The 24,417-nt window shown below is 70.5% G+C and carries 21 protein-coding genes, 1 tRNA gene and 1 pseudogene; 14 read left to right on the plus strand and 9 right to left on the minus strand.

The window, feature by feature from the left end:
* The first annotated feature begins 47 nt into the window (after window positions 1-47).
* Window positions 48-1,058, plus strand: coding sequence for a ribose-phosphate pyrophosphokinase (locus KBY71_RS06440; RefSeq protein WP_254928125.1), 1,011 nt, complete (start codon window positions 48-50; stop codon window positions 1,056-1,058).
* A 41-nt stretch (window positions 1,059-1,099) separates the two neighbouring features.
* Entirely contained in the window at window positions 1,100-2,317 is a 1,218-nt protein-coding gene (locus KBY71_RS06445) for a glycoside hydrolase family 10 protein (RefSeq protein WP_396095084.1), read from the plus strand.
* A gap of 3 nt (window positions 2,318-2,320) precedes the next feature.
* Here the strand turns inward: KBY71_RS06445 and pepN are convergent, their stop codons facing one another.
* The 3 genes from pepN to KBY71_RS06460 are packed head-to-tail and all read right to left on the minus strand — an operon-like array spanning window position 2,321 to window position 6,136.
* Window positions 2,321-5,005: an aminopeptidase N gene (gene pepN / locus KBY71_RS06450; protein WP_254928126.1), complete on the minus strand. Its 2,685-nt coding sequence runs from the start codon at window positions 5,003-5,005 to the stop codon at window positions 2,321-2,323.
* 6 nt (window positions 5,006-5,011) lie between these two features.
* Window positions 5,012-5,506: a cAMP phosphodiesterase gene (locus KBY71_RS06455; RefSeq protein ID WP_254928127.1), complete on the minus strand. Its 495-nt coding sequence runs from the start codon at window positions 5,504-5,506 to the stop codon at window positions 5,012-5,014.
* 24 nt (window positions 5,507-5,530) lie between these two features.
* Complete coding sequence (locus tag KBY71_RS06460) at window positions 5,531-6,136, minus strand: hypothetical protein (RefSeq protein ID WP_254928128.1); 606 nt, start codon at window positions 6,134-6,136, stop codon at window positions 5,531-5,533.
* A gap of 89 nt (window positions 6,137-6,225) precedes the next feature.
* On the opposite strand from KBY71_RS06460, the gene KBY71_RS06465 reads away from it, so the two are divergent.
* Window positions 6,226-7,431: a histidine kinase gene (locus KBY71_RS06465; RefSeq protein ID WP_254928129.1), complete on the plus strand. Its 1,206-nt coding sequence runs from the start codon at window positions 6,226-6,228 to the stop codon at window positions 7,429-7,431.
* A 37-nt stretch (window positions 7,432-7,468) separates the two neighbouring features.
* Window positions 7,469-7,541: transfer RNA gene (locus KBY71_RS06470), tRNA-Glu, on the plus strand.
* A gap of 12 nt (window positions 7,542-7,553) precedes the next feature.
* Here the strand turns inward: KBY71_RS06470 and KBY71_RS06475 are convergent.
* Window positions 7,554-8,024, minus strand: coding sequence for an SRPBCC family protein (locus KBY71_RS06475; RefSeq protein WP_254928144.1), 471 nt, complete (start codon window positions 8,022-8,024; stop codon window positions 7,554-7,556).
* 212 nt (window positions 8,025-8,236) lie between these two features.
* Here KBY71_RS06475 and KBY71_RS06480 point away from each other — a divergent pair, with 212 nt between their 5' ends.
* From KBY71_RS06480 to KBY71_RS06510, 7 genes are all read left to right on the plus strand, one after another.
* Entirely contained in the window at window positions 8,237-9,409 is a 1,173-nt protein-coding gene (locus KBY71_RS06480; protein WP_254928130.1) for a phycobilisome linker polypeptide, read from the plus strand.
* Between the two features lie 148 nt (window positions 9,410-9,557).
* The gene (zwf, locus tag KBY71_RS06485; RefSeq protein ID WP_254928145.1) at window positions 9,558-11,081 is read left to right on the plus strand and encodes a glucose-6-phosphate dehydrogenase; all 1,524 of its coding nucleotides are present in this window, start codon (window positions 9,558-9,560) and stop codon (window positions 11,079-11,081) included.
* A gap of 19 nt (window positions 11,082-11,100) precedes the next feature.
* Window positions 11,101-12,396: a glucose-6-phosphate dehydrogenase assembly protein OpcA gene (locus KBY71_RS06490; protein ID WP_254928131.1), complete on the plus strand. Its 1,296-nt coding sequence runs from the start codon at window positions 11,101-11,103 to the stop codon at window positions 12,394-12,396.
* Window positions 12,397-12,409: 13 nt separating this feature from the next.
* Complete coding sequence (locus tag KBY71_RS06495; protein ID WP_254928132.1) at window positions 12,410-13,858, plus strand: cobyrinate a,c-diamide synthase; 1,449 nt, start codon at window positions 12,410-12,412, stop codon at window positions 13,856-13,858.
* Entirely contained in the window at window positions 13,858-14,109 is a 252-nt protein-coding gene (locus tag KBY71_RS06500) for an acylphosphatase (RefSeq protein ID WP_254928133.1), read from the plus strand. The genes KBY71_RS06495 and KBY71_RS06500 overlap by 1 nt, the downstream gene beginning before the upstream one ends.
* An 8-nt stretch (window positions 14,110-14,117) precedes the next feature.
* Entirely contained in the window at window positions 14,118-14,741 is a 624-nt protein-coding gene (locus tag KBY71_RS06505; protein ID WP_254928134.1) for a histidine phosphatase family protein, read from the plus strand.
* A gap of 15 nt (window positions 14,742-14,756) precedes the next feature.
* Window positions 14,757-15,470 carry a GAP family protein gene (locus tag KBY71_RS06510; RefSeq protein ID WP_254928135.1) on the plus strand — a complete coding sequence of 238 codons (714 nt, stop codon included), beginning with the start codon at window positions 14,757-14,759 and terminating at the stop codon, window positions 15,468-15,470.
* Window positions 15,471-15,634: 164 nt separating this feature from the next.
* Here KBY71_RS06510 and KBY71_RS06515 read toward each other — a convergent pair whose 3' ends face one another.
* Genes KBY71_RS06515 through crtE form a run of 3 tightly spaced genes read right to left on the minus strand, consistent with a single transcriptional unit; the run spans window position 15,635 to window position 18,545 of the window.
* A complete protein-coding gene (locus tag KBY71_RS06515) occupies window positions 15,635-17,113 on the minus strand; it encodes an ATP-dependent RecD-like DNA helicase (protein WP_254928136.1) in 1,479 nt (492 codons plus the stop codon).
* Window positions 17,114-17,118: 5 nt separating this feature from the next.
* The gene (locus KBY71_RS06520) at window positions 17,119-17,646 is read right to left on the minus strand and encodes a divergent PAP2 family protein (RefSeq protein ID WP_254928137.1); all 528 of its coding nucleotides are present in this window, start codon (window positions 17,644-17,646) and stop codon (window positions 17,119-17,121) included.
* On the minus strand, window positions 17,643-18,545 hold the full coding sequence (crtE, locus tag KBY71_RS06525; protein WP_254928138.1) for a geranylgeranyl diphosphate synthase CrtE: 903 nt from the start codon (window positions 18,543-18,545) through the stop codon (window positions 17,643-17,645). The genes KBY71_RS06520 and crtE overlap by 4 nt, the downstream gene beginning before the upstream one ends.
* 178 nt (window positions 18,546-18,723) lie before the next feature.
* Here crtE and KBY71_RS06530 point away from each other — a divergent pair, with 178 nt between their 5' ends.
* Window positions 18,724-20,331, plus strand: coding sequence for a mechanosensitive ion channel (locus tag KBY71_RS06530; protein ID WP_254928139.1), 1,608 nt, complete (start codon window positions 18,724-18,726; stop codon window positions 20,329-20,331).
* Between the two features lie 128 nt (window positions 20,332-20,459).
* Here the strand turns inward: KBY71_RS06530 and folD are convergent, their stop codons facing one another.
* On the minus strand, window positions 20,460-21,338 hold the full coding sequence (gene folD, locus KBY71_RS06535; protein ID WP_254928140.1) for a bifunctional methylenetetrahydrofolate dehydrogenase/methenyltetrahydrofolate cyclohydrolase FolD: 879 nt from the start codon (window positions 21,336-21,338) through the stop codon (window positions 20,460-20,462).
* Window positions 21,339-21,416: 78 nt separating this feature from the next.
* Between folD and KBY71_RS06540 the strand changes: the two genes are divergently transcribed.
* Window positions 21,417-23,474: an HDIG domain-containing metalloprotein gene (locus tag KBY71_RS06540; protein ID WP_254928141.1), complete on the plus strand. Its 2,058-nt coding sequence runs from the start codon at window positions 21,417-21,419 to the stop codon at window positions 23,472-23,474.
* Here KBY71_RS06540 and KBY71_RS06545 read toward each other — a convergent pair.
* On the minus strand, window positions 23,471-23,995 hold the full coding sequence (locus KBY71_RS06545) for a hypothetical protein (protein ID WP_254928142.1): 525 nt from the start codon (window positions 23,993-23,995) through the stop codon (window positions 23,471-23,473). The genes KBY71_RS06540 and KBY71_RS06545 overlap by 4 nt on opposite strands.
* A gap of 59 nt (window positions 23,996-24,054) precedes the next feature.
* Here KBY71_RS06545 and KBY71_RS06550 point away from each other — a divergent pair.
* A pseudogene (locus KBY71_RS06550) lies at window positions 24,055-24,417 on the plus strand (carboxylate-amine ligase); the annotation flags it as partial.

The raw sequence follows: 24,417 nt of genomic DNA on the forward strand, positions 1-24,417 counted from the left end.
AGGCTCGCTTCTACGATCAGGTTTCAGCCGACGCGTCCGCGCCCGCCGTGACCAGTTTCCTGACCGCTGATCGCGTGGAGCCCCAGGGCAGCGCGACCCAGTCGACTCACGACACCCGCCGGCTGCGCCTGTTCAGTGGCACCTCGAACCAGGCCCTGGCCAGGGAAATCGGCGCCTACCTGGGCGTGCCCGACGGCCCGCGGGTGATCAAGCGCTTTGCCGACGGCGAGCTCTACATCCAGATCCAGGAATCGATTCGCGGCTGCGATGTGTTCCTGATCCAGCCCACCTGCGCTCCGGTGAACGATCACCTGATGGAGCTGCTGATCATGGTGGACGCCTGCAAACGGGCCTCCGCCCGGCAGATCACCGCCGTGATCCCGTATTACGGCTACGCCCGCGCCGACCGCAAGACGGCGGGGCGCGAATCGATCACGGCCAAGTTGGTGGCCAACCTGTTGGCCAAGAGCGGCGTGGATCGGGTGCTGGCCATGGACCTGCACTCGGCCCAGATCCAGGGCTACTTCGACATCCCCTGCGACCACATCTACGGCTCGCCGGTGCTGGTGGACTACCTGCGCACCCGCGACCTGGGCGAGGTGGTGGTGGTGTCTCCGGATGTGGGCGGTGTGGCGCGGGCGCGGGCCTTCGCCAAGCAGATGAACGATGCCCCCCTGGCCATCATCGACAAGCGCCGCTCGGGCCACAACGTGGCCGAAAGCCTCACGGTGATTGGCGATGTGGCCGGCAAGACGGCCATCCTGATCGACGACATGATCGACACCGGCGGCACCATCTGCGCCGGTGCCCGCCTGCTGCGCCAGCGCGGCGCCACCCGGGTGCTGGCCTGCGCCACCCACGCCGTGTTTTCTCCGCCGGCGGTTGAGCGGCTGTCGGAACCCGGGCTGTTTGAGGAGGTGCTCGTCACCAACAGCATCCCCCGCAGCGACGACGGCCGCTTCCCCCAGCTCCAGGTGTTGTCGGTGGCCAACATGCTCGGCGAAGCCATCTGGCGCATCCACGAGGAGAGCTCGGTGAGCTCGATGTTCCGCCGCTGAAACCCGTTCCGCTGAGACCCTCGCACCGCCCCCCGGCCCGCTTGCGCCGCGGCGCCCGGCTCAAGGCCCTGCTGCCCGCCGCGGTGAGCGTGCTGGTCACCCTGCCCTGGGCCCTCGGCGCGGCCACCGCCGGCCCCCTGCAGGGCCAGCCTCCGCCGCGGCGCATTGGCGTGTGGCTCACCAACAGCCCCAGCCCCCTCTACTACGACCCGGCCCGCATCGATCGGGCCGTGAACGAGCTGGCCGACGCCGGCTTCAACACCCTCTACCCCAACGTGTGGAGTCGGGGTGCCACCTTCCACCGCTCCCGCCATGCCCCGCTGGAGCCGGCCCTGGAGCAGGCCAACCCCAACCTCGATCCGATCTGCCGCTTCACCCAGGCCGCCCACCGGCGCGGGCTGCAGGTGATCCCCTGGTTTGAGTACGGCCTGATGGAGCCGGCGGATGCCGCGGTGGTGCGCCAGCACCCGGAGTGGGTGCTGCAACGGCGCGATGGCAGCAGCACCATGGCCATGCACGGCAAGCCGATGGTGTGGCTCAACCCCGCCCATCCCGGCGTGCGGGAGCGATTCTTGGGGTTGATCGGCGAGATCGTGCAGCGCTGCAGCGTCGACGGCATCCAGCTCGATGACCACTTCGCCTGGCCGGTGGAGCTGGGCTACGACCCCTTCAGCCGCGCCCGTTACCTCCAGGACACCGGCCGCGAGCCCCCCGACGACCACACCGACCGGGCCTGGATGCGCTGGCGGCGCCAGCAGCTCACCGGGCTGCTGCGGGAGCTGCGGGGGCAGCTCAAGCGCCTGGATGCCCCCGCCGGATCGGTGCCGAAGCGCACGGTCATCAGCCTGTCGCCCGGCCCCTTCCGCTTCGCCTACAACCACTGGCTCCAGGACTGGGAGCTCTGGGCCCTAGGCGAGCTGATCGACGACCTGGTGGTGCAGAACTACGCCTACTCGGTGAAGGGCTTCGAGAAAGACCTCAACCAGCCCGCCCTGGTGAAGGCGCGCAGCTGGGGCATGCCCGTGGAGATCGGCATCCTGGCGGGCTTCGGCGGCCGGACGCCCGACATGGCCACCCTGGCCCAGAAGACCCAATTGGCGGCCAGCAAGGGCCACGGCGTGATCTATTTCTACTGGGAAGGCCTCTGGGGGCTGCATGCCGGACCGGAGGGCGCGGCCTACCGGCAGGCCGCCTTCCGCCAGCTGCACCAGGGCCTGAATGGCCCCCTGCGCCCGCCGCCGCCCCTGCCCCTGCGCTGAGGCCTAACCCGCCCCCAGGCACTGGCTCACCACCTCGCCGGTGTTGGGCGAAAGGGTGGCTGCGGCCAGCTGCTCGAGGGCTGCACGCATCGCGGCCGCGCGGCCCGGGCCGTAGCTCTGCCAGCGGCTGAACACCTTGGCCAGCCGCGAGGCGGTGATCGGATTGCGCTGGTCGAGCTCGGCGATGCGCTCCGCCATGAAGCGGTAGCCGGCGCCATCGGCGGCATGGAACACCGGCGCATTGCCCGCCAGCCCGCCCAGCACGGCACGCACGGAATTGGGCGCGGCCGGATCGAAGCGGGGATGGGCCAACAGCCGGGCCACCCGCTCCAGCCCATCGGCGAAGGGGGCCGAGGCCTCAAGGGCAAACCAGGCATCGAGGATCACGGGTTTGTCCTGCCAGCGCTGATAGAAGGCGTCCACCGCCTGCTGCCGTTCGGGCACCGGGTGGCCTTGCAGGGCCCGCAGGCCGGCGCGGGCCAGGGTCATGGAGGGGCCCCGCACCGCCGCGGCCGCCGCCGCGCAGACGGCCCCATCGCCAGCCGCCACCCGCCAGCTCCACACCGTGCCGGTGAGCAGGCGATCGCCATTGCCCTCGGGCCAGGCCAACCCCCACTGGGGGGTGCAACGCTCCAGGGCCACCGCCAGGGGCTCGGCCAGGGCGGTGCCGAACCGCAGCTGCAGGGCCATCAGGGCGGCAAACAGGGCCGGCGGATCGGGTTCCTGGCCGGCGGCACCGGCGGCATCCTCCAGCTCCGGCATGCCCGGCAGCGCCAGCAGCACGCTGCGGCTGGCCTCCGACAGGGACGGATCCGCCAGGATCCGTCCGAAGGCATCGATCAACTCCTCCTCCAGCAGACCATCGGCCCGGCCGCCGGCACGGGCCAGCACGGCCTGGCGCAACAGCACCTGGCCCGCATCCCAGCGGGCGAAGGGGTCGCTGTCGGCCGCCAGCAGGTGCACCAGCTCGGCGGTGGGCCGCCCCATCTCGAGCACCACCGGAGCGGAGAACTGGCGCAGCAGCGAGAGGGCGGGTGGATGGGCCTGGCGCGGCAGCCCCACCAGGCGCAGGGTCTGGTCCGGCTGGTCGATCACCAGCAGGCGGGTGCGCTGCCCCCAGGAGGGCGGCAGGGGGGCGGCAGGGGCGGCCTCACCCTCCAGCTGCACCGGCAGGGGATCCCCTGCCTGGTCGAGCAGCCCCAGGGCCAGGGGGATCACCAGCGCGCTCTTGTGGGCCTGGCCGGGGGTGGCTGGGGTGTGCTGCTGCACGTGCAGCTCAAGCACGCCAGCCTCCCCATCCCAATGGCGCTGAATGTGCAGCCGGGGCGTGCCGGCCTGGTGGTACCAGCGGCGGAACTGGGCAAAGTCAAAGGACGCCTGCCCGGCGGCGGCATCCTGCATCGCCTGCACGAAGTCTTCGCAGGTGGCGGCGGTGCCGTCGTGACGGCTCACGTACAGCGCCATCCCCCGCATGAACGTCTCCTCCCCCAGCAGGGTGTGGAGGCAGCGGATCACCTCGGATCCCTTCTCGTAGATCGTTGTGGTGTAGAAGTTGTCGATCGCCTGGTAGGCGTCGGGTTGCACCGGATGGGCCGTGGGGCCGGCATCTTCCCGGAACTGGGTGTTGCGCAGCATCGCCACGTTCTCGATGCGGTTCAGCGCCGCGCCGTGGAGATCGGCGGTGAAGCTCTGATCCCGGAACACGGTGAGGCCCTCCTTCAGGGACAGCTGGAACCAGTCGCGGCAGGTGATGCGGTTGCCGGTCCAGTTGTGGAAATACTCGTGGCCGATCACGCTCTCAATCCGCTCGAGCTCGCCGTCGGTGGCGGTTTCGGCGTCAGCGAGCACGAGCTTGGAGTTGAAGATGTTGAGGCTCTTGTTCTCCATCGCGCCCATGTTGAAGTGGCGCACCGCCACGATGTTGAACTCATCGAGGTCGTATTCGAGGCCGTAGCGCTGCTCATCCCAGGCCATCGAGCGCTTCAGCGAGGCCATGGCATGGGCGGTGTAGGGCGCATCGCCCGGCTCCACATGGATGCGCAGCGCCACCGGGCGACCACTGGCGGTGGTGAAGCTGTCACGCACCTCCTCGAGTTGGCCGGCCACCAGGGCAAACAGATAGGAGGGCTTGGGGAAGGGATCGTCCCAGATGGCGTAGTGGCGGCCCCCCTCCAACGCACCGGTTTCAACGCAGTTGCCGTTGGAGAGCAGCACCGGGCAGCTGGCGCGCTCGGCTTCGATCCGCACCCGGAAGCGGCTGAGCAGATCGGGACGGTCGGGATGGAAGGTGATGTGGCGAAAGCCCTCCGCCTCGCACTGGGTGGTGAACAGGCCGCTGCTCACGTACAGCCCCTCGAGACTGGTGTTGGTTTCCGGGTGGATCCGCACCCGGCTCTCCAGCCGGAAGGGGCCGCTGGGGGGATTGGGGATCAGCAGCTGGTGAGTGCCGAGCTGGTAGGCCGCCGGCTCCAGCAACCGGCCATCAAGCCGCAGCTCCACCAGCTCCAGATCCACCCCTAGAAGCACCAGGGGCTCAGGCGCCCCCCCAACGGAGCCCGCGGCGGGATTGGGGCGGAAGGCCAACTGGGCCGCCACCTCGGTGTGGTCGGCGAACAGCTGCACCGTCAGGTCGGTGCGCTCCAGCAGATAGGGCGCCGGACGGTAGTCGGCGAGGCGCACCAGGGCCATGGGGACTTACTTGCTGGGGGAGGCGGGCTTGGGGCTGGGTTGGGCAGCGGGCTTCGCGGCGGGCTTGGGGGCCGGTTGCTTGAGGGCGTCCTGCACCTTGGCCATCACGTCGGCGGGCACTTCCTTGGGGCAGATCTCGGCGGCGCCGAGCACGGCGGAGTTGATCGAGCCCTTGCGCAGGTCGTCGAGGCTGAGGGCCTTGGGCCCCACCTGGGTGATCACGCCGTCGTGCTGCCCCTGGATCAACTGGGCCACCGTCTCGCCGGCGATGCCGACGGCCTTGTCGAAGGGCACCCCGGCACCCCGGGCAATGCAGACATTCACCGCCGCAATCCGGGTGTAGAGGTTCATCTCCGCCTCGGTGGCTGGAGCCGCCAGGGCCGGGGCCGGAGCCAGCAGCAGCGGCAGCACCAGCAGGGGGGCCACCAGCAAGGGGGTGGCCAGCGACAGGGCGGAGCGGGGCATCAGGGGATCCGAAGGCGGGGCATCAAGTGCAGCCATGCTGCTGCATCGGGGCTGGCCGCATCAGGGTTGGGACGCGGGGCCCGAGGCCAGGGCCGCCCCGGCTTCCTCAACCCGGATTTCGTGGTGGGTTTCGGCCAGCTCCAGGGCCCCGTCCTTCCAGGAGTAGATCGAGCGGGAGCGGTAGCGGTCCTGGTCGATCAGGCGGATGTGCTCGAGGATGTCCCACTCCTGGTAGTGGGACTCGAAGATCAGCTCGTGCTCATCCACCTGGCGGATCTGGCTCTTGGTGGGGGTGCCGCAGAGGTAGCCGCGACTGCGCCGCAGCTGGTGCCCGCAGAGGTAGGCCTCCATCGTGCCCGTGGGCACATAGCGGGGTTTCTTGTCAAAAAACTCGTACTCCTGCTCGGGCCACCAGGTGAACCGGTAGGCCGCATCGCCCTCCACCGGTTCGCTGAAGGTCTCCACCCGCAGCATCATGTCGACGCGCAGGGCCTCGCCATCCGCAAAGAAATACAACCGGCGCGAGCGCCACAGGCCCAGGTTGCGGGCAAACCAGCGCCGCAGATTGCTGTCGAGCTGGATGCGGGGTCGCGGCAGGGCCGCACTGGCAGACCCATCGGCCGGCAACGGATGCCTGACGGGGCTGAGATCCGAAAGCATGCTCATGACATCCCGGCCCTAGGGCGCACGGCATTGAATGAACTAGTCATAGCGAGGATGGGCCGCACTGGCTCAATCCCCATAGGGTGAGCAACGTGACTGCTGATCACCCCCCCACCGCTGACCAGGCCGACCCAGCGGGCCATGCCGAGGGGCAGGAGCTGAAGCTGTTGCTGGTGGCTGCCAACCACCATCTGGCCAGCCCGGATCTGCGCAACCTGGTCCAGTTCCTCAAGAGCGAGGAATGCGGCTTCACGGTGAGCCTGGAGATCTCCGATCCCGCCCGCCAGCCCGAACTGCTGGAGCTGCACCGGCTCGTGGCCACCCCGGCCCTGGTGAAGCTCCATCCCCTGCCCAAGCAGGTGTTCGCGGGCAACGGCATCACCCAGAAGCTGCGCAGCTGGCTGCCGCGCTGGCAACAGATGGAGGTGGTCACCAGCCTGGGCATGAGCCTGCGGCCCGCCGAGATCGATGGCAGCCGCACCCAGCGCGAACTGCAGCTGGAAGACCAGGTGCTGGTGCTGCGCCAGGAGAACGAAACCCTGATCGAGCGGCTGGGGGTGCAGGAGCGGCTGCTGCGGATGGTGGCCCACGAACTGCGCACGCCCCTGACGGCGGCCAAGCTCGCCCTGCAGAGCCACACCCTCGGCCAGATCGACGAGCCCCGTTTCCGCGATGTGCTCACCCGGCGCCTCGACGACATCCAGGAGCTCTCCAAGGACCTGCTGGAGGTGGGCACCACCCGCTGGGAAGCCCTGTTCAACCCCCAGCGCCTCGACCTGGGCAAGGTGGCCGCCGAGGCGATCCTGGAACTGGAAAAGCTGTGGATCGGCCGCGACCTGGAGCTGATCACCGACATCCCCGCCGACCTGCCGGATGTGTTCGCCGACCAGCGCCGCATGCGCCAGGTGCTGCTCAACCTGTTGGAAAACGCGCTCAAATTCACCCCGGACCGGGGGCGGGTGCACCTGACCCTGCTGCACCGCACCAACCAGTGGGTGCAGGTGAGCGTCTGTGACAGCGGCCCGGGCATCCCCAAGGCCGAGCAACAGCGGATCTTTCTGGATCGGGTGCGGCTGCCCCAAACCTCCAGCACCACCTCCGGCTACGGCGTGGGGCTGTCGGTGTGCCGGCGCATCGCCGAGGTGCATGGCGGCCGCATCTGGGTGGTGTCCGAACCGGGCGAGGGGGCCTGCTTCCACGTCTCCGTGCCGGTGTGGAGCGGCCAGGTGCAACCCTCCTTCACCCCGAGGGGCCCAGACCGACGCACCTCCTTGACGAAGGGTCCCACCGACCCGTAGTTTCCAACACATCAACGCCGACGAGCGTTGTGGCCTCGCCCCCATCGTCTAGAGGCCTAGGACACCTCCCTTTCACGGAGGCGACAGGGGTTCGAATCCCCTTGGGGGTATTGCAAGTCAGATCAGCCCAGGGCTGCGCGCCGTTCGGCTTCCCGCTGTACGCCGCGCAGGTTGTTGGCCAGATCTTCCCGCAGGCGCTGCTCGATCAGACCGATCGGCATGCCAGGACGGCCCTGCACCGTGAGCTCATAGAAGAGATGGGTCACCCCGCCGGAGCGGCCGATCTGCCAAATGCCCTCGAAGCGACGGAAGTCGCCGCGGCACATGCAGAAGCGCAACTCGCCAGCCTCGGGATCTTCTTCGAGCTCGAGCTCCACTCGGGCACTGAAACGCAGCCCGCAGAACTGCTGGGTTCCCACCTGTTCGAGGCCCACCTTGTTGCCCCGACGCCAGAGCTCGCGGGAGGAGGCCAGGTTGGGGATGTAGAGGTTGAGATTGGCGTAGTCGGTGAGCACCGCCCAAAGCCACTCCGGGTCGAGGGGCAGCCGCAGCTGGACGGCCAAGCGCCGGGCGCCCTGGGGTAGCCGCTCCATCACCTGCTGGATGGTGTCGAGGCTGCAGGCATCACTCACGACGGCCGAAGACGGGTCGCTGGGGGGCGGGTCGGAAGGGCGGGCCTGGGCGAGGAGCTGGGCCAAAGGAGCACGGCGAAGTGTGCTGGCGCACAAACCTAGCGGTGTCTCCTGGAAAACCGCAGCGGAAAGGTTCCGTATGATCAGCGCGCTTTTGAGGGGGCTGAGTCTGCATGCGTGTTTCCACCGGTCGCGCCATCCAGTCGGACAGCCGCATGTTCACCGTCGTGGTGGAGGGCTTCGGCATCGGTCGCCAGCGCCAGGCTGAACGTCGCTTCACCGTGCCGTTCAACCAGCTCCAGGGCTTGATGCAGTCCATCGCCCAGCAGGGCGGTCGGATCTGTGCCGTGCTGGGTGCCGACGGCGCCGGTGGCGACACGGCTGCCGCTGCACCAGCCCCAGCTGCACCTGCCCCCGAAGCCAAAGCCGCTCCTTCGAAACCCGCTGCCGTGTCCCACGCCGACGTCCCCGTCAACCTCTACAAGCCGAAGGACCCGTTCATCGGCACCGTGGCCGAGAACTACAGCCTGCTGGCGGAGGGCGCCATCGGTCGGGTGAACCACATCACCTTCGATCTCAAGGGCGGCGATCCCCAGCTCCACTACGTGGAAGGCCAGAGCATCGGCATCATTCCCGACGGCACCGACGCCAACGGCAAGCCCCACAAGCTGCGCCTCTATTCGATCGCCAGCACCCGCCACGGCGACAACCTGGCCGGCGACACCGTCTCCCTCTGCGTGCGTCAGCTGCAGTACGAGAAGGACGGCGAGACGATCAACGGCGTCTGCTCCACCTTCCTGTGTGACATCGAACCCGGCGCCAAGGTGAAGATCACCGGCCCGGTGGGCAAGGAGATGCTCCTGCCCGCCGACGAGGAGGCCAACGTGATCATGCTGGCCACCGGCACTGGCATCGCGCCGATGCGCACCTACCTGCGCCGCATGTTCGAACCCACCGAGCGCGAGAAGAACGGCTGGCACTTCCGTGGCAAGGCCTGGCTGTTCATGGGCTCACCCACCACCGCCAACCTCCTCTACGACGACGACTTCAACCGCTACCAGGAGCAGTACCCGGACAACTTCCGCTACACCAAGGCGATCAGCCGCGAGCAGCAGAACGCCAGCGGCGGCCGGATGTACATCCAGGACCGCGTCAGCGAGAACGCCGAGGAGATCTTCTCCTGGATCGAAAACCCCAAGACCCACGTCTACATGTGTGGTCTGCGGGGCATGGAGCCCGGCATCGACGAAGCCATGGCCACTGCCGCCGCCGCCAAGGGGCTCAACTGGGCCGAGCTGCGTCCCCAGCTCAAGAAGGCCGAGCGCTGGCACGTGGAGACCTACTGAGCCCGGGCCCAGCCCACTGCTGTCGCCCAGCCCGCCTCCCCGGCGGGCTTTTTATTTGGCGAATCCCACACAGAAACCATCACAAAGTGGGCCAAGCGGTGGGCGTGGCCGCCAGGCCCGTTAAACCATGGTCACCGCGAAGGCTTCCATGGGCGCCGTGCTCACCAATCCACTGCGGGTCGGCCTCCGGCAGGAGCGGGTGATCCCGCCCCAATGCCTGGTGATCTTCGGGGCCAGTGGCGACCTCACCCACCGCAAGCTGATTCCGGCGCTGTTCGAGCTGTTCCGCCAGCGGCGCCTGCCCAGTGAATTTGCGGTGCTGGGTTGCGCCCGCCGCCCCTGGAGCGACGAGGAATTCCGCCAGCGCATGGCCGAGGCGATGGCCAGCGAGGTGGCCGAGCACCGCATGGCCTGGGAGCAATTTGCGGCGGGGCTCTTCTACGAGCCGGTGGATCTGCAGGAACCGCCCACGGTGGTGCAGCTGGGCCAGCGGCTCGAGGCGATCGACCGGCAGCGGGCCACCCGTGGTAACCGCACCTTCTACCTGTCGGTGTCGCCGAATTTCTACGGCAGTGGCTGCCGGGCCCTGGCCGCCGCCGGCCTGCTGAGCGATCCGGCCCGCAGCCGGGTGGTGATCGAGAAGCCCTTCGGCCGCGACTACGGCAGCGCCCAGGAGCTCAACCGGGTGGTGCAGGCGAGCGCCCAGGAAAACCAGATCTTCCGGATCGACCACTACCTGGGCAAGGAGACGGTCCAGAACATCCTGGTGCTGCGCTTCGCCAACACGATCTTCGAGCCGATCTGGAACCGCAACTACATCTCCAGCGTGCAGATCACGGCCGCCGAGACGGTGGGGGTGGAGGAGCGGGCCGGCTACTACGAGAGCTCGGGCGCCCTGCGGGACATGGTGCAGAACCACCTCACCCAGATGCTCGCCCTCACCACGATGGAGGCGCCGGGTCGCTTCGACCCGGAGTCGATGCGCAACGAGAAGGCCAAGGTGCTGCAGGCGGCGCGGCTGGCCAACGAGGACGAGCCCTGGAAGTGCTGCGTGCGGGGCCAGTACGGGCCCGGCGGCTCCAACACCCGGCCAATCGCCGGCTACCGCCAGGAGCCGGGGGTGAACCCCGAGAGCACCACGGAGACCTACGTGGCGATGAAGCTGTTCATCAACAACTGGCGCTGGCAGGGGGTGCCCTTCTACCTGCGCACCGGCAAACGGCTGCCCAAGCGGCTCTCCGAGGTGGTGCTCACCTTCCGGGAGGCCCCGGTGCACCTGTTCGATGCCGCCGGTGGCGCCCCCACCCCCAACCAGCTGATCCTGCGCATCCAGCCGGACGAAGGGGCCGAGTTCAAGTTTGAGGTGAAGGCCCCCGGCTCGGGCATGCGCAGCCGGCCGGTGGACATGGCCTTCTCCTACGACGACAGCTTCGGCGAACCCAGCGATGAGGGCTACGTGCGCCTGCTGGCCGACGCCATGCTGGGCGACCCCACCCTCTACACCCGCAGCGATGAGGTGGAAGCCGCCTGGCGGCTCTACACCCCCCTGCTGGAGCTGATCGAAGACTCCCCGTCCCAGCTGCCCGCCTACCCCTACGAGGCCCGCACCTGGGGCCCCGCCGCCGCCGACAGCCTGCTGGCTGAGGACGGCCTGGCCTGGCGACGCCCTTAGTTTTCCCGCCCGTACCCCCATGTCGACCCAACTCACCCTCCAGGCCCCGCTGGCGTTGCCCCCCGCCGAGGTGCCCAGCTACCTGGAGCGCCTCTGGAGCCAGGAGCTGGGCAGCTCCCCCGGCGCCGCCACCTTCACCCTGGTGGTGTGGGAGGGCTCCTGGCTGGAGCAGCAGCTGGTGCGCTGCGGCCGGCTGGATGGGCCAATCACCGGCCTGCTCAACGAGACGGTGCTGGAGGCGGCCCGGGCGGCGGCCGGCAGTTGCGGACTGCCCCTGAGCACGGCGCCGATGGATCCCCAGCTGGCCTGGGCGATCGGCCAGCTGGGCGGCGATCACCACGCCGACGACCTGCGGGGGCAGTTTGTGGAAGGGGCGATCAGCGCCCACATGCCCCGGCGGCTGATCACCCTGGCCCCCACCCTCGATGGCGGCCAGCCCCTGGAAACCCTGGTGGCCGCCTACTGCCCCCTGCCGGAGGAGGGCTCGGGCGGGTCGGCCTGCGGCGATGTGGTGGTGCTGCGCGGCGGCACCGGCGCCCTGCGCCAGAGCCTGGATCTGGTGCAGCCGCTGATCGCCCCCGACCTGCCCTGCTGGGTGTGGTGGAACAGCAGCCTCGATGAGGCCCCCGAACTGATGGCGGCCCTGGCCAGTGGCCAGCGGCGCCTGGTGGTGGATTCGTCGTTGGGCGATCCACGCCGCTGCCTCGACCTGCTGGTGGATCGCATCGATGCGGGCCAACCGATCAACGACCTCAACTGGCTGCGGCTGCGCAGCTGGCGCGAATCCCTGGCGATGGTGTTCGACCCCCCCTCCCGCCGGGATGCGCTCAACCATGTGGTGCAGCTCGACCTCGACGTGGAGGGCACCAACCCGGTGAAGGGGCTGCTGCTGGCGGCCTGGCTGGCCGACCGGCTGGGCTGGCACCTGATTTCCACCTATGCGGTGGATGGCGAGGGCATGGGCCAGGGCATCGGCGCCGAATTCGAGCGCACCGATGGCGAAACTGTGCGCTTCCGCCAGATGCCCGTACCGGTGGGCGTGCCCAAGACCCACCCCGGGGCGATGGTGGGATTGCGGCTGATCTGCCAAAGCAGCCAGGGCTCGCCCCTGTGCGTGATCCTCTGCTCGGAGTCGGGCGGCTGCATGCGGCTCGAATCCGGCGGCATGGCGAGCATGGAACTGGCCGAGGAGGTGGTGCCCCTGCCCAACGAGAGCGAGGAGATGGAGATGGCGCGGCTGCTCTCGGGCGGCCACGACTCCACCAACCCCCTGCTGGCCGCCGCCGCGCCGCTCGCGGCCAAACTGCTGCCCTGAGAGCCCGCCCTGAATGGCCTGTCTGATCGCCGCGCCCAGCAGCGGCAGCGGCAAGACCCTGGTGTCGCTGTGCCTGGCGGCCTGGGCCCGGCGCCAGGGCCGGCGCCTGCAGCCCTTCAAGGTGGGGCCCGACTACCTCGACCCCCAGCTGCTCAGCCGGGTCAGCGGCCTCACCTGCCGCAACCTCGATCCGCTGCTGTGCGGGCCGGAGTGGCTGGAGCGCTGCTTCGCCTGGCACGGCAGCCGGGCCGACCTCGCCTTGGTGGAGGGGGTGATGGGCCTGTTCGACGGCCGCGGCCCCAGCAGTGAGGGCAGTTCGGCGGCGGTGGCGGCCCAGCTGAACCTGCCGGTGGTGCTGGTGGTGGAGGCCTCCCGCCAGGCGGGCTCCCTGGCGGCCCTGGTGCGGGGCTTCCGCGACCATGGCCCGCCGCCGGTGCAGCTGGCGGGCGTGGTGCTCAACCGGGTGGGCAGCGAGCGCCACCATGCCCTGCTGGCGGAAGCGCTCGAGAGTATCGCCGTGCCGCTGCTGGGGGTGCTGCCGCACCACCCCAGCCTGGAGCTGCCCTCGCGCCACCTGGGGCTGCTGCCGCCGGGGGAACTGCACGACCTCGAGCAACGCCAGGACCAATGGGCCGACCTGGCCGCCCGCCACCTCGATCTCGAGCAGCTCGAACCCCTGCTGGCACCCCCCGCCCCCCAGGCCCGCGCCGAGGATCCGATCCGCTGGTGCCTGCGGGATCACGCTGTAGCCCTGGAGCAGCCCGAGCCGCCCACGGTGGCCATCGCCAGCGACGCGGCCTTCCACTTCCGCTACCCGGAGGCCGGGGAGCTGCTGGAAGCGGTGGGGCTCGAACCGGTGTCCTGGAGCCCCCTGGCCGACGAGCCGCTGCCGGCGGGCTGCCGGGCGGTGCTGCTGCCGGGGGGCTACCCGGAGCTGCATGCCGCCCAGCTGGCCGCCAGCCGGCGCAGCCTCCACGACCTGGCCCGGGCGGCGGCGGCGGGCCTGCCCGTGGTGGCCGAGTGCGGTGGGCTGCTGCTGCTGGGCTCAACCCTCAGCGACGCCGAGGGCCGCCCGCACCGGATGGCCGGGGTATTGCCCTTCTCTGCCCAACAAGGGGCGCTGAGCCTGGGCTACCGCCAGGCCACAGCCACCGCCCACGGGCTGCTGGTGCGGCCGGGTGAAACCCTGTGCGGCCATGAATTCCACCGCTGGCAGCTTGAACCTGTGGCCACAAACGGCGGGCTGTGGCAGCTTGAAGGGTGGGGCACTCCACAGCGAAGCGAAGGATGGACAGCGCCGAACGTGCACGCCAGCTGGCTGCATCTCCACTGGGCTGGATGCCCGGTGATTCCCTCTCGCCTGGCCGCCGCAGCCGGGCGCGCCGCGCCGCTGCCGACGAGCGCCGCTTCATCCAGCCCCATGAGCCCAAGCCCCAGATCCAGCAGGAGCGCTGGCGGCTGATGGTGCGGGGCCAGGTGCAGGGGGTGGGCTACCGGGCCGCCTGCTGCTCCCGGGCCCAGGACCTCGGCCTCAGCGGCTGGGTGCGCAACCGCCCCGATGGCTCGGTGGAAATCGAGGCCGAGGGCTCCCCCCTCGAACTCACCGAACTGCGCCTCTGGTGCGAGAAGGGTCCGGCGGAGGCGGTGGTGAACAGCGTGGCCAGCAGCCAGGTGGCCGCCACCGGCGCCGACTGGTTTGAGGTGCGGCGCTGACTGGGGTGGTGGCGGCAGAACCCACGCCCGCGCCGAAGCTCGAGCTGTGGCTGCTGCGCCACGGGGCCACCGCGTGGGCCCTCAACGGGCGCCACACCGGCCGCACCGACCTGCCCTTGCTGCCGGAAGGGGAAGCGGAAGCTCGGGCCCTGGCGCCGGTGCTGGCCCGGCAGCCCTTCGCCGCCGTGCTGGTGAGCCCGCTGCAGCGGGCGCGGCGCACCGCCGAGCTGGCCGGGCTGGGGGCTGACGCCCGGATCTGCCCCGACCTGCAGGAATGGGACTACGGCCGCTACGAGGGGATCACCACCGCCGAGATCCGCGCACAGGTGCCCGGCTGGACCGTGTGGAGCCACGGCTGCCCCGACGGAGAAAGCAGCCCCCAGGTGGAGGCGCGCTGCCAGCGGGTGATCGCCCTGGCTGAAGCGCTGGTGGAATCGCAGGCAGGCGCGGGCGCGGTGGCGCTGGTGGCCCACGGCCATATCCTGCGCAGCCTGGCGGGCACCTGGCTGGGCCTGGGGCCGGGCGGCGGAGCGTTGCTGAATCTGAACACGGCCACCCTCTCGGTGCTCGGCCATGAGCGGGAGCGGCGCACGGTGGTGCGTTGGAATGCCCCCGTGGTGCCCCCAGCGTGATCGCTGCCCTCGTGAATGACTGATCTCCAGAGCACGGGCCAGGGTCTGGCCGCCCTGCTGGGGGAGCTGGCCGCCTATGGCCTGGCGATCGGCTTCTCACCCCTGCACATCGGCCTGCTGCTGCTGCTGTTGCTGGGCCCGAAACCCGTGCAGCGGGGCGGCTGGTTTGTGGTGGGCTGGCTGGCCACGGCGGCCCTGGCGGTGACGCTGCTGCTCACGGTGGGCCATGGCCTGCTGCTGACCATGGACAAGGGCAGCAGCCACCGCACCGGCCTCGACCTGCTGGCGGCCGGGGCCCTGCTGGGGCTGGGGCTCAAGGAGCTGCTGGGCAAGGAGGAGGACGGGGCCGAGCCCCCGGCCTGGACCCGCAAGCTGGACCAGTTCTGTGCCATGCCACTGCCCCTGCTGGTGGGGATCAGCGCCGCCCTGGAGGTGGCCAGCCCCGATGATCTCTTCCTGTTTGCCAAGACGGCCGGCAGCCTGCTGGCGGCGGACCTGGGCCACGACCAGGAGGTGCTGGCCACCGGCGTGTTCAGCCTGGTGAGCGCCAGCCTGCTGCTCACACCCCTGCTGGCCCTGGTGCTGGCCGGCCCCGAACGGGTGCTGCCCCTGCTGGAGCGGGGCAAGCAGTGGCTGTTCGCCAAGGGCGACCTGCTGGTGGGCCTGGTGAGCGTGGCCCTGGCGGGCTACCTGGGCTGGCAGGGCATCCAGGGCCTGCAGCTGGGCTGAGCGGTGGGTCCTGGCAAGGGCTGGCCTGCAACACACCCTCTCCTGAAACCTGTACAGGTTGTACAGATTCAAGGAGCGTTCCAAACCCACACAAACCCGGGGGGCGAACCCCACCGGAGCGTCTCGCGATCACCCGCAACCCATCACCCGTAACCCATCAGCCATCAGGGATCGGCCTGCAGCCAGTCGCCCCAGAGCTGTTGGTCGGCGAGGGCGCTGGCACCGGCACCCGGCGCGCCGGCCTGGAGGGTCACGGCCTGGCTGGCGCGGCTCACCGCCACGTACACGAGCTGGCGGCGCAGCACCAGGTCGCTGGGCCAGAACACATCGCCATCGACGAACACCTCGGCGAAGGTGCTGCCCTGGCTGCGGTGCACGGTGAGCACGGCAGCCGGACCGAGGGAGGCAAAGGCGTCCCGCACCAGGAAAAAGCGGCGCCACAGGCCCTTGCCCTCCTGCTTGCCAGCGTCCCTGGCCCGTTGACGCAGGCGGGCCAACACCGCCTCGAGGGCGCTCCGGCCCGCCGTACCCAGGGGCGGCAGCAGCCGCAGGCTGAGCTGGCTGTCGCCGGCCTCCACCTTGGCCATGAGCGTGTCAATCACCGGGGGGCAGAGGTCGCCGCCGAGATCCGCCGTGGCTATGCCGAAATCGGCCAGGTCGCAGCGCTCGGGGGTCACATCGCGCACCACCAGCTCCCGGTTGGTGCCGAGCACCATGTCGGGCTCCTCGGCGGCGTCCTCGCCCTCGCGGCAGGCGGGGGCCATCACGGCGGCACGGGTGATCAGCACCTCGCCGGGCAGCACGGGCAGCTGGTCGGCCATCTCGCCGTGCAGGGCGCGGCGGGCGATCGGCACCAGCTGCTCCAGGGAGCGGTTGGTGTAGCAGAGGATGCGGGCCAGGTCGGGGTTGTCGGTTTCGGCGCTGCGGCGCAGGGCGGCCTGGGCGGCTTCGAGCCAGGCGCCGCGCTCCAGCAGGGCCACCTGGCCCGTGGCGGTGCGGATCGGTGGCAGGGCCGGCGGGCGCCGGCAGGGCAGGGCGCCCTGGCGCAGGCCCGAGGCCAGCCGCAGCACGGGCCCCTGGTGGCGCACCACCTCGCGCAGCTCGGCCCGGCAGGCCCGGCCCAGGCTGAACACCGGACTCTCGGGCTCGCCCACCGGCGGCAACTGGGCCGGATCGCCCACAAACACCAGCCGGGTGCGGAAGGGGTGGGCGCAGCGCAGGCTGATCTCCAACAGGGTGGAATCCACCATCGAGGCCTCGTCGATCAGCACCAGGCCCAGGTGCTCGAGGGCCATGGCGGTCTGCTCGGTCTCCTCACAGCGCTCCAGGTCGCGCTGGCGCTTGAGCTTGAGGCGCAGCAGCCGGTGGATGGTGGAGGGAAACCAGGTGGGCGAGAGGCCCGCCAGGGCCAGGTGGGAGCGCAGCACGCCCACGGCCTTGTGGGTGGGGGCCACCACGGTCCAGCAGAGGCCGGTGGCCTCCACCTGGGCCAACAAGCGCATTGAGAGAAAGGTTTTGCCGGTGCCGGCGTAGCCGCTCAGCACAAACGGCGTGCCATCCCCAGGCGCGGCTAGCCAGTCGGCGAAGGCGGCCGCCGCGGCCTGCTGGTCGGCGGTGAGGGCGGGAGCTTCGGCGTCAGCCAACAGGATCAGCCAACGGGGGTGAACCAGCCCAGGCCCTGGGCCAGATGGAGCGGCGAGCCCAGCAGCACCAGCCCCGGCAGGGCCACCAGGGGGCCCATCAGGGCGCCGATCAGCACCTCCAGGCGGGTGTGGCCGAGGTTTTCCTTGAGGGGCTTGAGGAAAGTGGCGGGGTCGAGGGCGGGAGCGTCGCTGCCCATCTGATTCACCCGGGCGGCGGTGAGGCCGGCGGCGCGACGCACGCCGGAGGCGTCGTAGAGCACCACGAAACAGAGCACGGCCGCCAGGCCAAACAGGGGCCCGTCAAACCCCTGCACCCAGCCCAGGGCGGCGGTGGTGCCGGTGAGCAGGGCCGAATGGCTCGAGGGCATGCCGCCGGTTTCCACCAGCACCTTGGGGTTCCAGCGGCGATGCACCACCAGTTCGATCACCAGCTTGGAGAGCTGGGCGAGGCCGCAGGCCGCCAATCCCCACCACAGCACGCCGTTGTCGAAAATCCCGAGAAGCGCAGCCTGGCCCGATGGATCGACAGTCATCGGTCGCGGCTGGTGATGTAGTCGGCCAGGGCCAACAGGGGGGCAGCACTGGCGTTCCAGGGGGCCAGGGCGGCCTTGGCCTCGGCCACCAGGGCATCGGCCCGCTGGCGGGATTCCTCCAGGCCCAGGAGCTTGGGGTAGGTGGTCTTGTCGGCGGTGAGGTCCTTGCCGGCGGTCTTGCCGAGCACCTCGCTGCTGGCCGTCACATCGAGGATGTCGTCGATGATCTGGAAGGCCAGGCCGATGCCGCGGGCGTAGGTGCCCAGGGCGGCCAGCAGCTCCGCGGAGGCGCCGGCGATCAGGGCCCCGGTGAGCACGCAGGCGCGCAGCAGGGCGCCGGTTTTGTGCAGGTGGATGTACTCGAGGGTGTCGAGGTCGACGCTCTTGCCCTCACACTCCAGATCCACCACCTGGCCGCCCACCAGCCCGGGGGCGCCGGAGGCCAGGGAGAGCTCCCCCACCACCGCCAGCAGCCGCTCGGCAGGCACGCCGGGGCTCCGCAGGGCCACCATCTCGAAGGCGCGGGTGAGCAGGGCATCGCCGGCCAGGATCGCGTTGGCTTCGCCGTACACCTTGTGGTTGGTGGGCCGGCCGCGGCGCAGGTCGTCGTTGTCCATGGCGGGCAGGTCGTCATGGATCAGGGACATGGTGTGCACCATCTCCAGCGCCACCGCCGTGGGCATGGCCAGGGCGCTCTCGCCTCCAGCCAGCTCACAGGCCGCCAGGCAGAGGATCGGCCGCAGCCGCTTGCCGCCCGCCAGCAGGGAGTAGCGCATGGCCTCCCGGAGGGATTCGGGCCGCTCGGGGCCGAGGGAGCCATCGAGGGCCGCCTCCACCTTCAGCCGGGCGGCCTCCAGATAGGCGGCGAAATCAAAGGAGGTGGATACCGCCGCGGTCATGGGGGCTGGGCCTCTGGCCATTCCTGGCGGGGATTCTCTCAGGCAGGCCGCCACAGCGCCGCTGCACAATCCGCAAAGCAGTGCGTCACTGGGCTAATGGCCCCTGCAGGTTCGCTACAAACACCTGACAGGTCGGATCGCCCTGCACAGCCTGGGTGGGTGTGATGGTTTCTGAACCATGGCCCCAACGTCCTTGCCGGCCGCGCCTCCAGTCGCTCCCGGCCCCCTTGCTCCACCGGTTCCGGTGATGCCCCCGGCAGCCGCCCCTGACAACTGGCTGGCCTTCCTGCAGACCCAGGTGCTGCCGATCGTGATCAACCTGATCGGTGCCCTGGCGATCCTGCTGGTGGGCTGGCTGGTGGCCGGCGTGGTGGCCAGCACCTGCCGGCGACTGCTGCGCCGCACCCGCCTCGATCGCCTCGTGGGCAGCGGGCCGGAGCCCAGCGGCCCGGGCTTCTCCCTTGAGCGCTGGATCGCCACCCTGATTTTCTGGGTGATCCTGGTGCTGGCGGTGGTGGCGGCACTGAACGTGCTCAACCTCGCCACGGTTTCGGAACCGCTCAACCAGTTCCTCAACCAGATTTTTGCCTTCCTGCCCAAGCTCGGCGCCGCGGCGGTGCTGGCAGCCGTGGGCTGGCTGGTGGCCAGTTTGGGCCGCTCGGCGGTGCGCCGCAGCAACAAACTGCTGCGCTTCGAAGAGCGCTTCATCGATGTGGACGACAGCGGTCAACACCTGCTGGTGAGCGAAACGCTCGCCAACCTCCTCTACTGGCTGGTGCTGCTGTTCTTCCTGCCGCTGGTGCTCAACGCCCTCAATCTGGGCAGCCAGCTGGCGCCGTTGGCCAACCTGCTCAGCGACCTGCTTGCCGCCCTGCCGCGGCTGATCAAGGCGGCCGCCATTGCGGCCGTGGGCTGGTTCATCGCCCGCAGCGTGGGGCGGATCGTGCGCCAACTGGTGACGTCTGCCGGAGGTGATCGCCTCGGCGAAAGCTTTGGGCTCAGGGCTGAAAACGGCCAGGGGCTCTCCTGGCTCCTGGGCACGATCACCTACGTGCTGCTGCTGATCCCAACGGCCACGGCGGCCCTGGAGGCCCTGGCGATCTCGGCCATCTCCCAACCAGCCACCGCCATGCTCAACCAGGTGATGGGCAGTCTGCCGCAGGTGTTCACCGCCGTGGTGATCCTGGTGGCAGCGGTGGCGATCGGCCGCTTCGTGGGCCAACTGGTGGCCCAGATTCTCGAGGGTTTTGGCTTCGACCGGGTGTTCGCCTGGCTGGGCTTTGAAAGCCGCGGCACAAACCTCAGTGACGGTGACGCCGGCGCCTTCAACGCACCGGGCCGCCGCCGGCCGTCAGAGCTGGTGGGCGTGGTGGTGATGGTGGGCATCCTGCTGTTCGCCCTGGTAGCAGCCACCGACGTGCTCGGCCTGCCGGCCCTCACCGGCGTGGTCACGGGCCTGCTCTCCCTGTCCGGCCAGGTGCTGGCGGGGCTGCTGGTGTTCGGCGTGGGGCTCTACCTGGCCAACCTGGCGGCTGGGCTGCTGCGCAGCTCCGGCAGCCAGCAGGGCGCCCTGCTGGCCCAGATCTCGCGGGTGGCGATCGTCGCCTTCAGCGGCGCCATGGCCCTGCGCCAGATCGGCGTCGCCCCCGACATCGTCAACCTGGCCTTCGGCCTGCTGCTGGGCGCCATCGCCGTGGCCGCAGCCCTGGCCTTCGGTCTGGGAGGCCGGGATGTGGCCGCCGAGCAGTGGCGCGCCTGGATGGAGGACTTCCGCCAGCGGCGCTGACGCGGCCCACCCCCACTGCTTGCAGGACTTCTCCTGAATTCCGTACAACCTGTACAGAATTCAGGAGGGCCTCAACGGGGCCCTATGGGTCTCTCCAGGCAGCCCAAGCGATCCCAAGCCTCCGCCGCTTAGGGCACCAGATCGTCCAGGCCGTGGTCCACACCGGCGCGGCGGCACCAGGCCACTACCGTGTTCACCAGCAGCAGGGTGACGGTCATCGGGCCGACGCCACCGGGCACCGGGCTGATGGCGCTGGCGATCGGCTCCACCTCCTCGAAGCGCACGTCGCCGCAGAGGCCGCTCTCGGTGCGGTGGATGCCCACATCCACCACCACGGCACCGGGTTTCACATGCTCGGCGCCGATCATGCGGGGGCGACCGGCGGCCACCACCAGCACATCGGCCTGGCGGGTAAGGGCAGCCAGGTCGGCGGTGCGGGAGTGGGCCACGCTCACGGTGGCGTGGGCGGCCTGGAGCATCAGGGCCATGGGCTGGCCCACCAGGATGCTGCGGCCCACCACCACGGCCCGCTGGCCGGCCAGCTCCACCCCATGGCGGGCCAGCAGGGCCATCACGCCGGCGGGGGTGCAGCTGCGGGGCCCCGGTTCACCCTTGAGCAGCCGGCCCAGGTTGAGGGTGTGCAGCCCGTCGGCATCCTTATCGGGATCGATCGCCAGCAGCAGCGGGCCCTCGTCGAGGCCGGCCGGCAGGGGCAGCTGCAGCAGGATGCCGTCGCAGGCGGGGTCGGCGTTGAGGCGCTGCACCGCGGCCAGCACTTCGGCCGGGCTGGCCGTGGCGCTGAGGTGGGCCCCGAGGCTGGTGATGCCCACCCGGGCGCAGGCCTTCTCCTTGTTGGCCACGTACACGCCGCTGGCCGGGTCGTCGCCCACCCGCAGCACCGCCAGGCCGGGGGGCCGCCCCACCGCGGGGAGATGCTCGGCGATCACCGCCTGCAGCCGGGCTTCGATCTCACCGGCGAGCTGGCGGCCGTCCAGACGGGTGGCCATGGGGCAAACAACGACTGCGTCCCTCCAGCTTGCAATCCCAGGGGCGTGCCAGCCCACCGGCAGGGTTAGCGTTTGCCCATGGTGTGGCGGTGGCTGCGATCCCTTTGGCGTCAGCTGCTGCGGCTGGAGCGTCCGCGCCAGTCGCCGGGAGTGTGGCGCGCCCGCGACACGGCCTCGGTGCTGCTGGTGTGTGCCCTGGTGGCCCTGGTGGCCAGCTGGCCCTGGCTGGTGGAGCCGAGCCTGCGGCCCGGTATGGCGGCCCCCTTCACGGCCCGGGCCCCCAAGGCCGCCCGGGTGGTGGACAGCACGGCGCTCGAGGAACGGCGCCAGGAAATGGTGCCCCGCACCACCGTGCAGGTGGTGGACGAGCAGGCCAACCGCCAGCTGGGCCAGGAACTGGAGAAGGGCCTGCGGGCGGTGGAGCTGCAGGCCAACAGCGACCAGCCCCGGGTGGAGCCGGTAACGATCACCGCCGAGGAGCGCACCTGGCTGCGGACCGTGGGGGCGGCGGAGCTCACGGCCTGGGGCCGGGAGGTGCGCCAGGCCCAGCTGCGCATGCTGAGCCAGGGGCTGGCGCCGGGGGTAGCCGAGGGCCAGCTGCTGGAGGCGGCCACCCTGCAGCTCGAACCGCTGGCAGCGGTGCCGCGGGGGCTGGGGGCGCGGCTGCTGGCCAGCTCCCTGCAGGGCCACTCCAACCTGCGCAGTGATCCGGGGCTGAGCCAGCGGCGCATCGAGGCCCTGATCACCCAGCAGGGGATCCCCACCATCGAGGTGCAGCAGGGCGACCTGATCACCCGCCAGGGGGAGACGATCAGCCCCCAGGCCTTCGACGTGCTCGATTACTTCGGTCTGGTGAACCGGCGGCCCCGGCCGCTCACCTGGCTGGGCCATTTCCTCGAGGCCCTGGCGGTGGCAGGGGTGCTGGTGCTGGTGCTGCGCCGCTGGCGCGCCTGCCTGGAGCCCCGCCAGGCCCTGCTGGCCCTCGGGGCTCTGCTGGTGATGCAGGGCTTCTCGCTGTGGCTGGGGCCGCTGGCGAGTCCGCTGGTGCTGCTGGTGCCGCCCACCCTGCTGCTGGCCCAGGGGCTCGGCACTCCCTGCGGCCTGGCCTGGCTGGCGGCCGGCAGCCTGCTCTGGCCGGTGCCGTTCACAGCCCTGGCGGGGGTGCGGCTGCTGGTGGCGGGGGCGGTGGGCACGGTGGCGGCGGTGGCAGCTGGCCGGCAGCGCAGCCGGGCCGAACTGCTGCAACTGGCGGTGCTGCTGCCGGGCGCGGGCCTGGCGGTGCAGTGGCTGCTGTTGCAATCGGTGCTGCGGCCGAGCCAGGTGGACCTGCTCAGCGAGGCGCTGCTGCTGGGCGGCCTGCTGATGGCGGGCCTGCTGCTGGCGCCGCTGATGGAGACGTTCTTTGGGCTAGTAACCCGGGCGCGGCTGATGGAGCTGGCCGACCTGCAGCGGCCCCTGCTGCGCAGGCTCTCGGTGGAGGCCCCCGGCACCTTCGAGCACACCCTGATGATCGCCGGCCTGGCGGAGGAGGGGGCCCGGGCCATCCAGGCCGACATCGACCTGGTGCGCACCGGGGCGCTGTATCACGACGTGGGCAAGCTGCACGGCCCGGAGTGGTTCATCGAGAACCAGGGCGAGGGCACCAACCCCCACGACACGCTCAACGACCCGCTCGCCAGCGCCGCCATCCTCCAGGCCCACGTGGATGAGGGCCTGAAGCTGGCCCGCCGTTACCGGCTGCCCCGGCCCCTGGCCGACTTCATTCCGGAGCACCAGGGCACCTTGAAGATGGGCTACTTCCTGCACCAGGCCAGGGAGCGGGATCCGGCCATGGCCGAGGAGCGCTTCCGCTACCGGGGGCCCACACCCCGCAGCCGCGAGACGGCGATCCTGATGCTGGCGGATGGCTGTGAGGCCGCCCTGCGCTCCCTGCCCCCAGGCACCAGCGAAACCGAGGCGCGGGCGATGGTGCGACGGATCATCGAGGCCCGCCAGAGCGACGGCCAACTGGCCGAGAGCGGCATCAGCCGGGCCGAACTGGAACTGCTGGTGCGGGCCTTCGTGCGGGTGTGGAGGCGGATGCGCCACCGCCGCATCCCCTATCCGATTCCCGCGCGCAAGGGCTACAGCGCCTAGGGCCCGCCGGGGTGCTCGAACTGCTGCCAGGCCTCGAGCAGGGTGTAGGCGGCCAGCTTGCGGCTCCAGAGCTCGGGGCTACCGCCCTGGTCGGGGTGCCAGCGGGAGAGATTGCGGCGCCAGGTGGCGCGCACCACGGGCCAGGGGCTGCCGGGCTCCACCCCCAGCTCGGCGCAGGCCCGGCTGTAGGCATCGGGAGGGGCTGGAGCCTCAGCAGGGGCCGGAGCCGCTCGAGCCGGCGCTGGCGGCGCGTCACGCGGCGGAACCACGACCCGGGGCCGCACCCTGCTGCTCCGCGGGCGCATCAGCCAAAGACTGCGCACCAGCCCATTGGCGATCAGCAGGGCACCCACCCCGGCGAACACCGCCGGCGACCAGAGCATGTGCAGGCTGTCGGCGGCGAGCTGGGGGTTGCCGTGACGGCCGTGCTGGGTGGCCGTGGCGAGGATGAATCCCGCCAGCACCAGGGCGATGCCCAGGCTGATCAGCCCGTGCAGCAGCGACTCCAACGCAGCAGCCATGGATGGGGGTGACGGTGGGGCCAGCATGGTGGACACGCCGAGATCCTGCACCTGCCGCCATGACGCTGCTCAGCTTCCACGAGCTCCAGGCCCAGCTGCAGCCCGAGTGGGGCCTGGCCACCAACGCCCAGGGCCCGGATGTGGATGTGCTGATGGTGCCGTCGCTGTCGATGGACCAGAACCAGATCGACCTGGTAACCGGCGCCCACCACTACGAGGAGCGCCAGCTGTTTTCGCTGATCCGGCTGCGGGATCCGGGGGTGCGAATGGTGTATGCCACCAGCAAGCCCCTGGCGGAGCTGGTGGTGGATGCGGTGCTGGAGCTGCTGCCGGGGGTGCCCACCTCCCACGCGCGGCGGCGGCTGCACCTGGTCGACACCGACGACGCCTCCAACCGGCCCCTCACCGCCAAGCTGCTGGAG

The sequence above is a fragment of the Cyanobium sp. T1B-Tous genome (genome assembly GCF_024345475.1).
In the GTDB taxonomy this organism is placed as follows: Bacteria; Cyanobacteriota; Cyanobacteriia; order PCC-6307; family Cyanobiaceae; genus Cyanobium_A.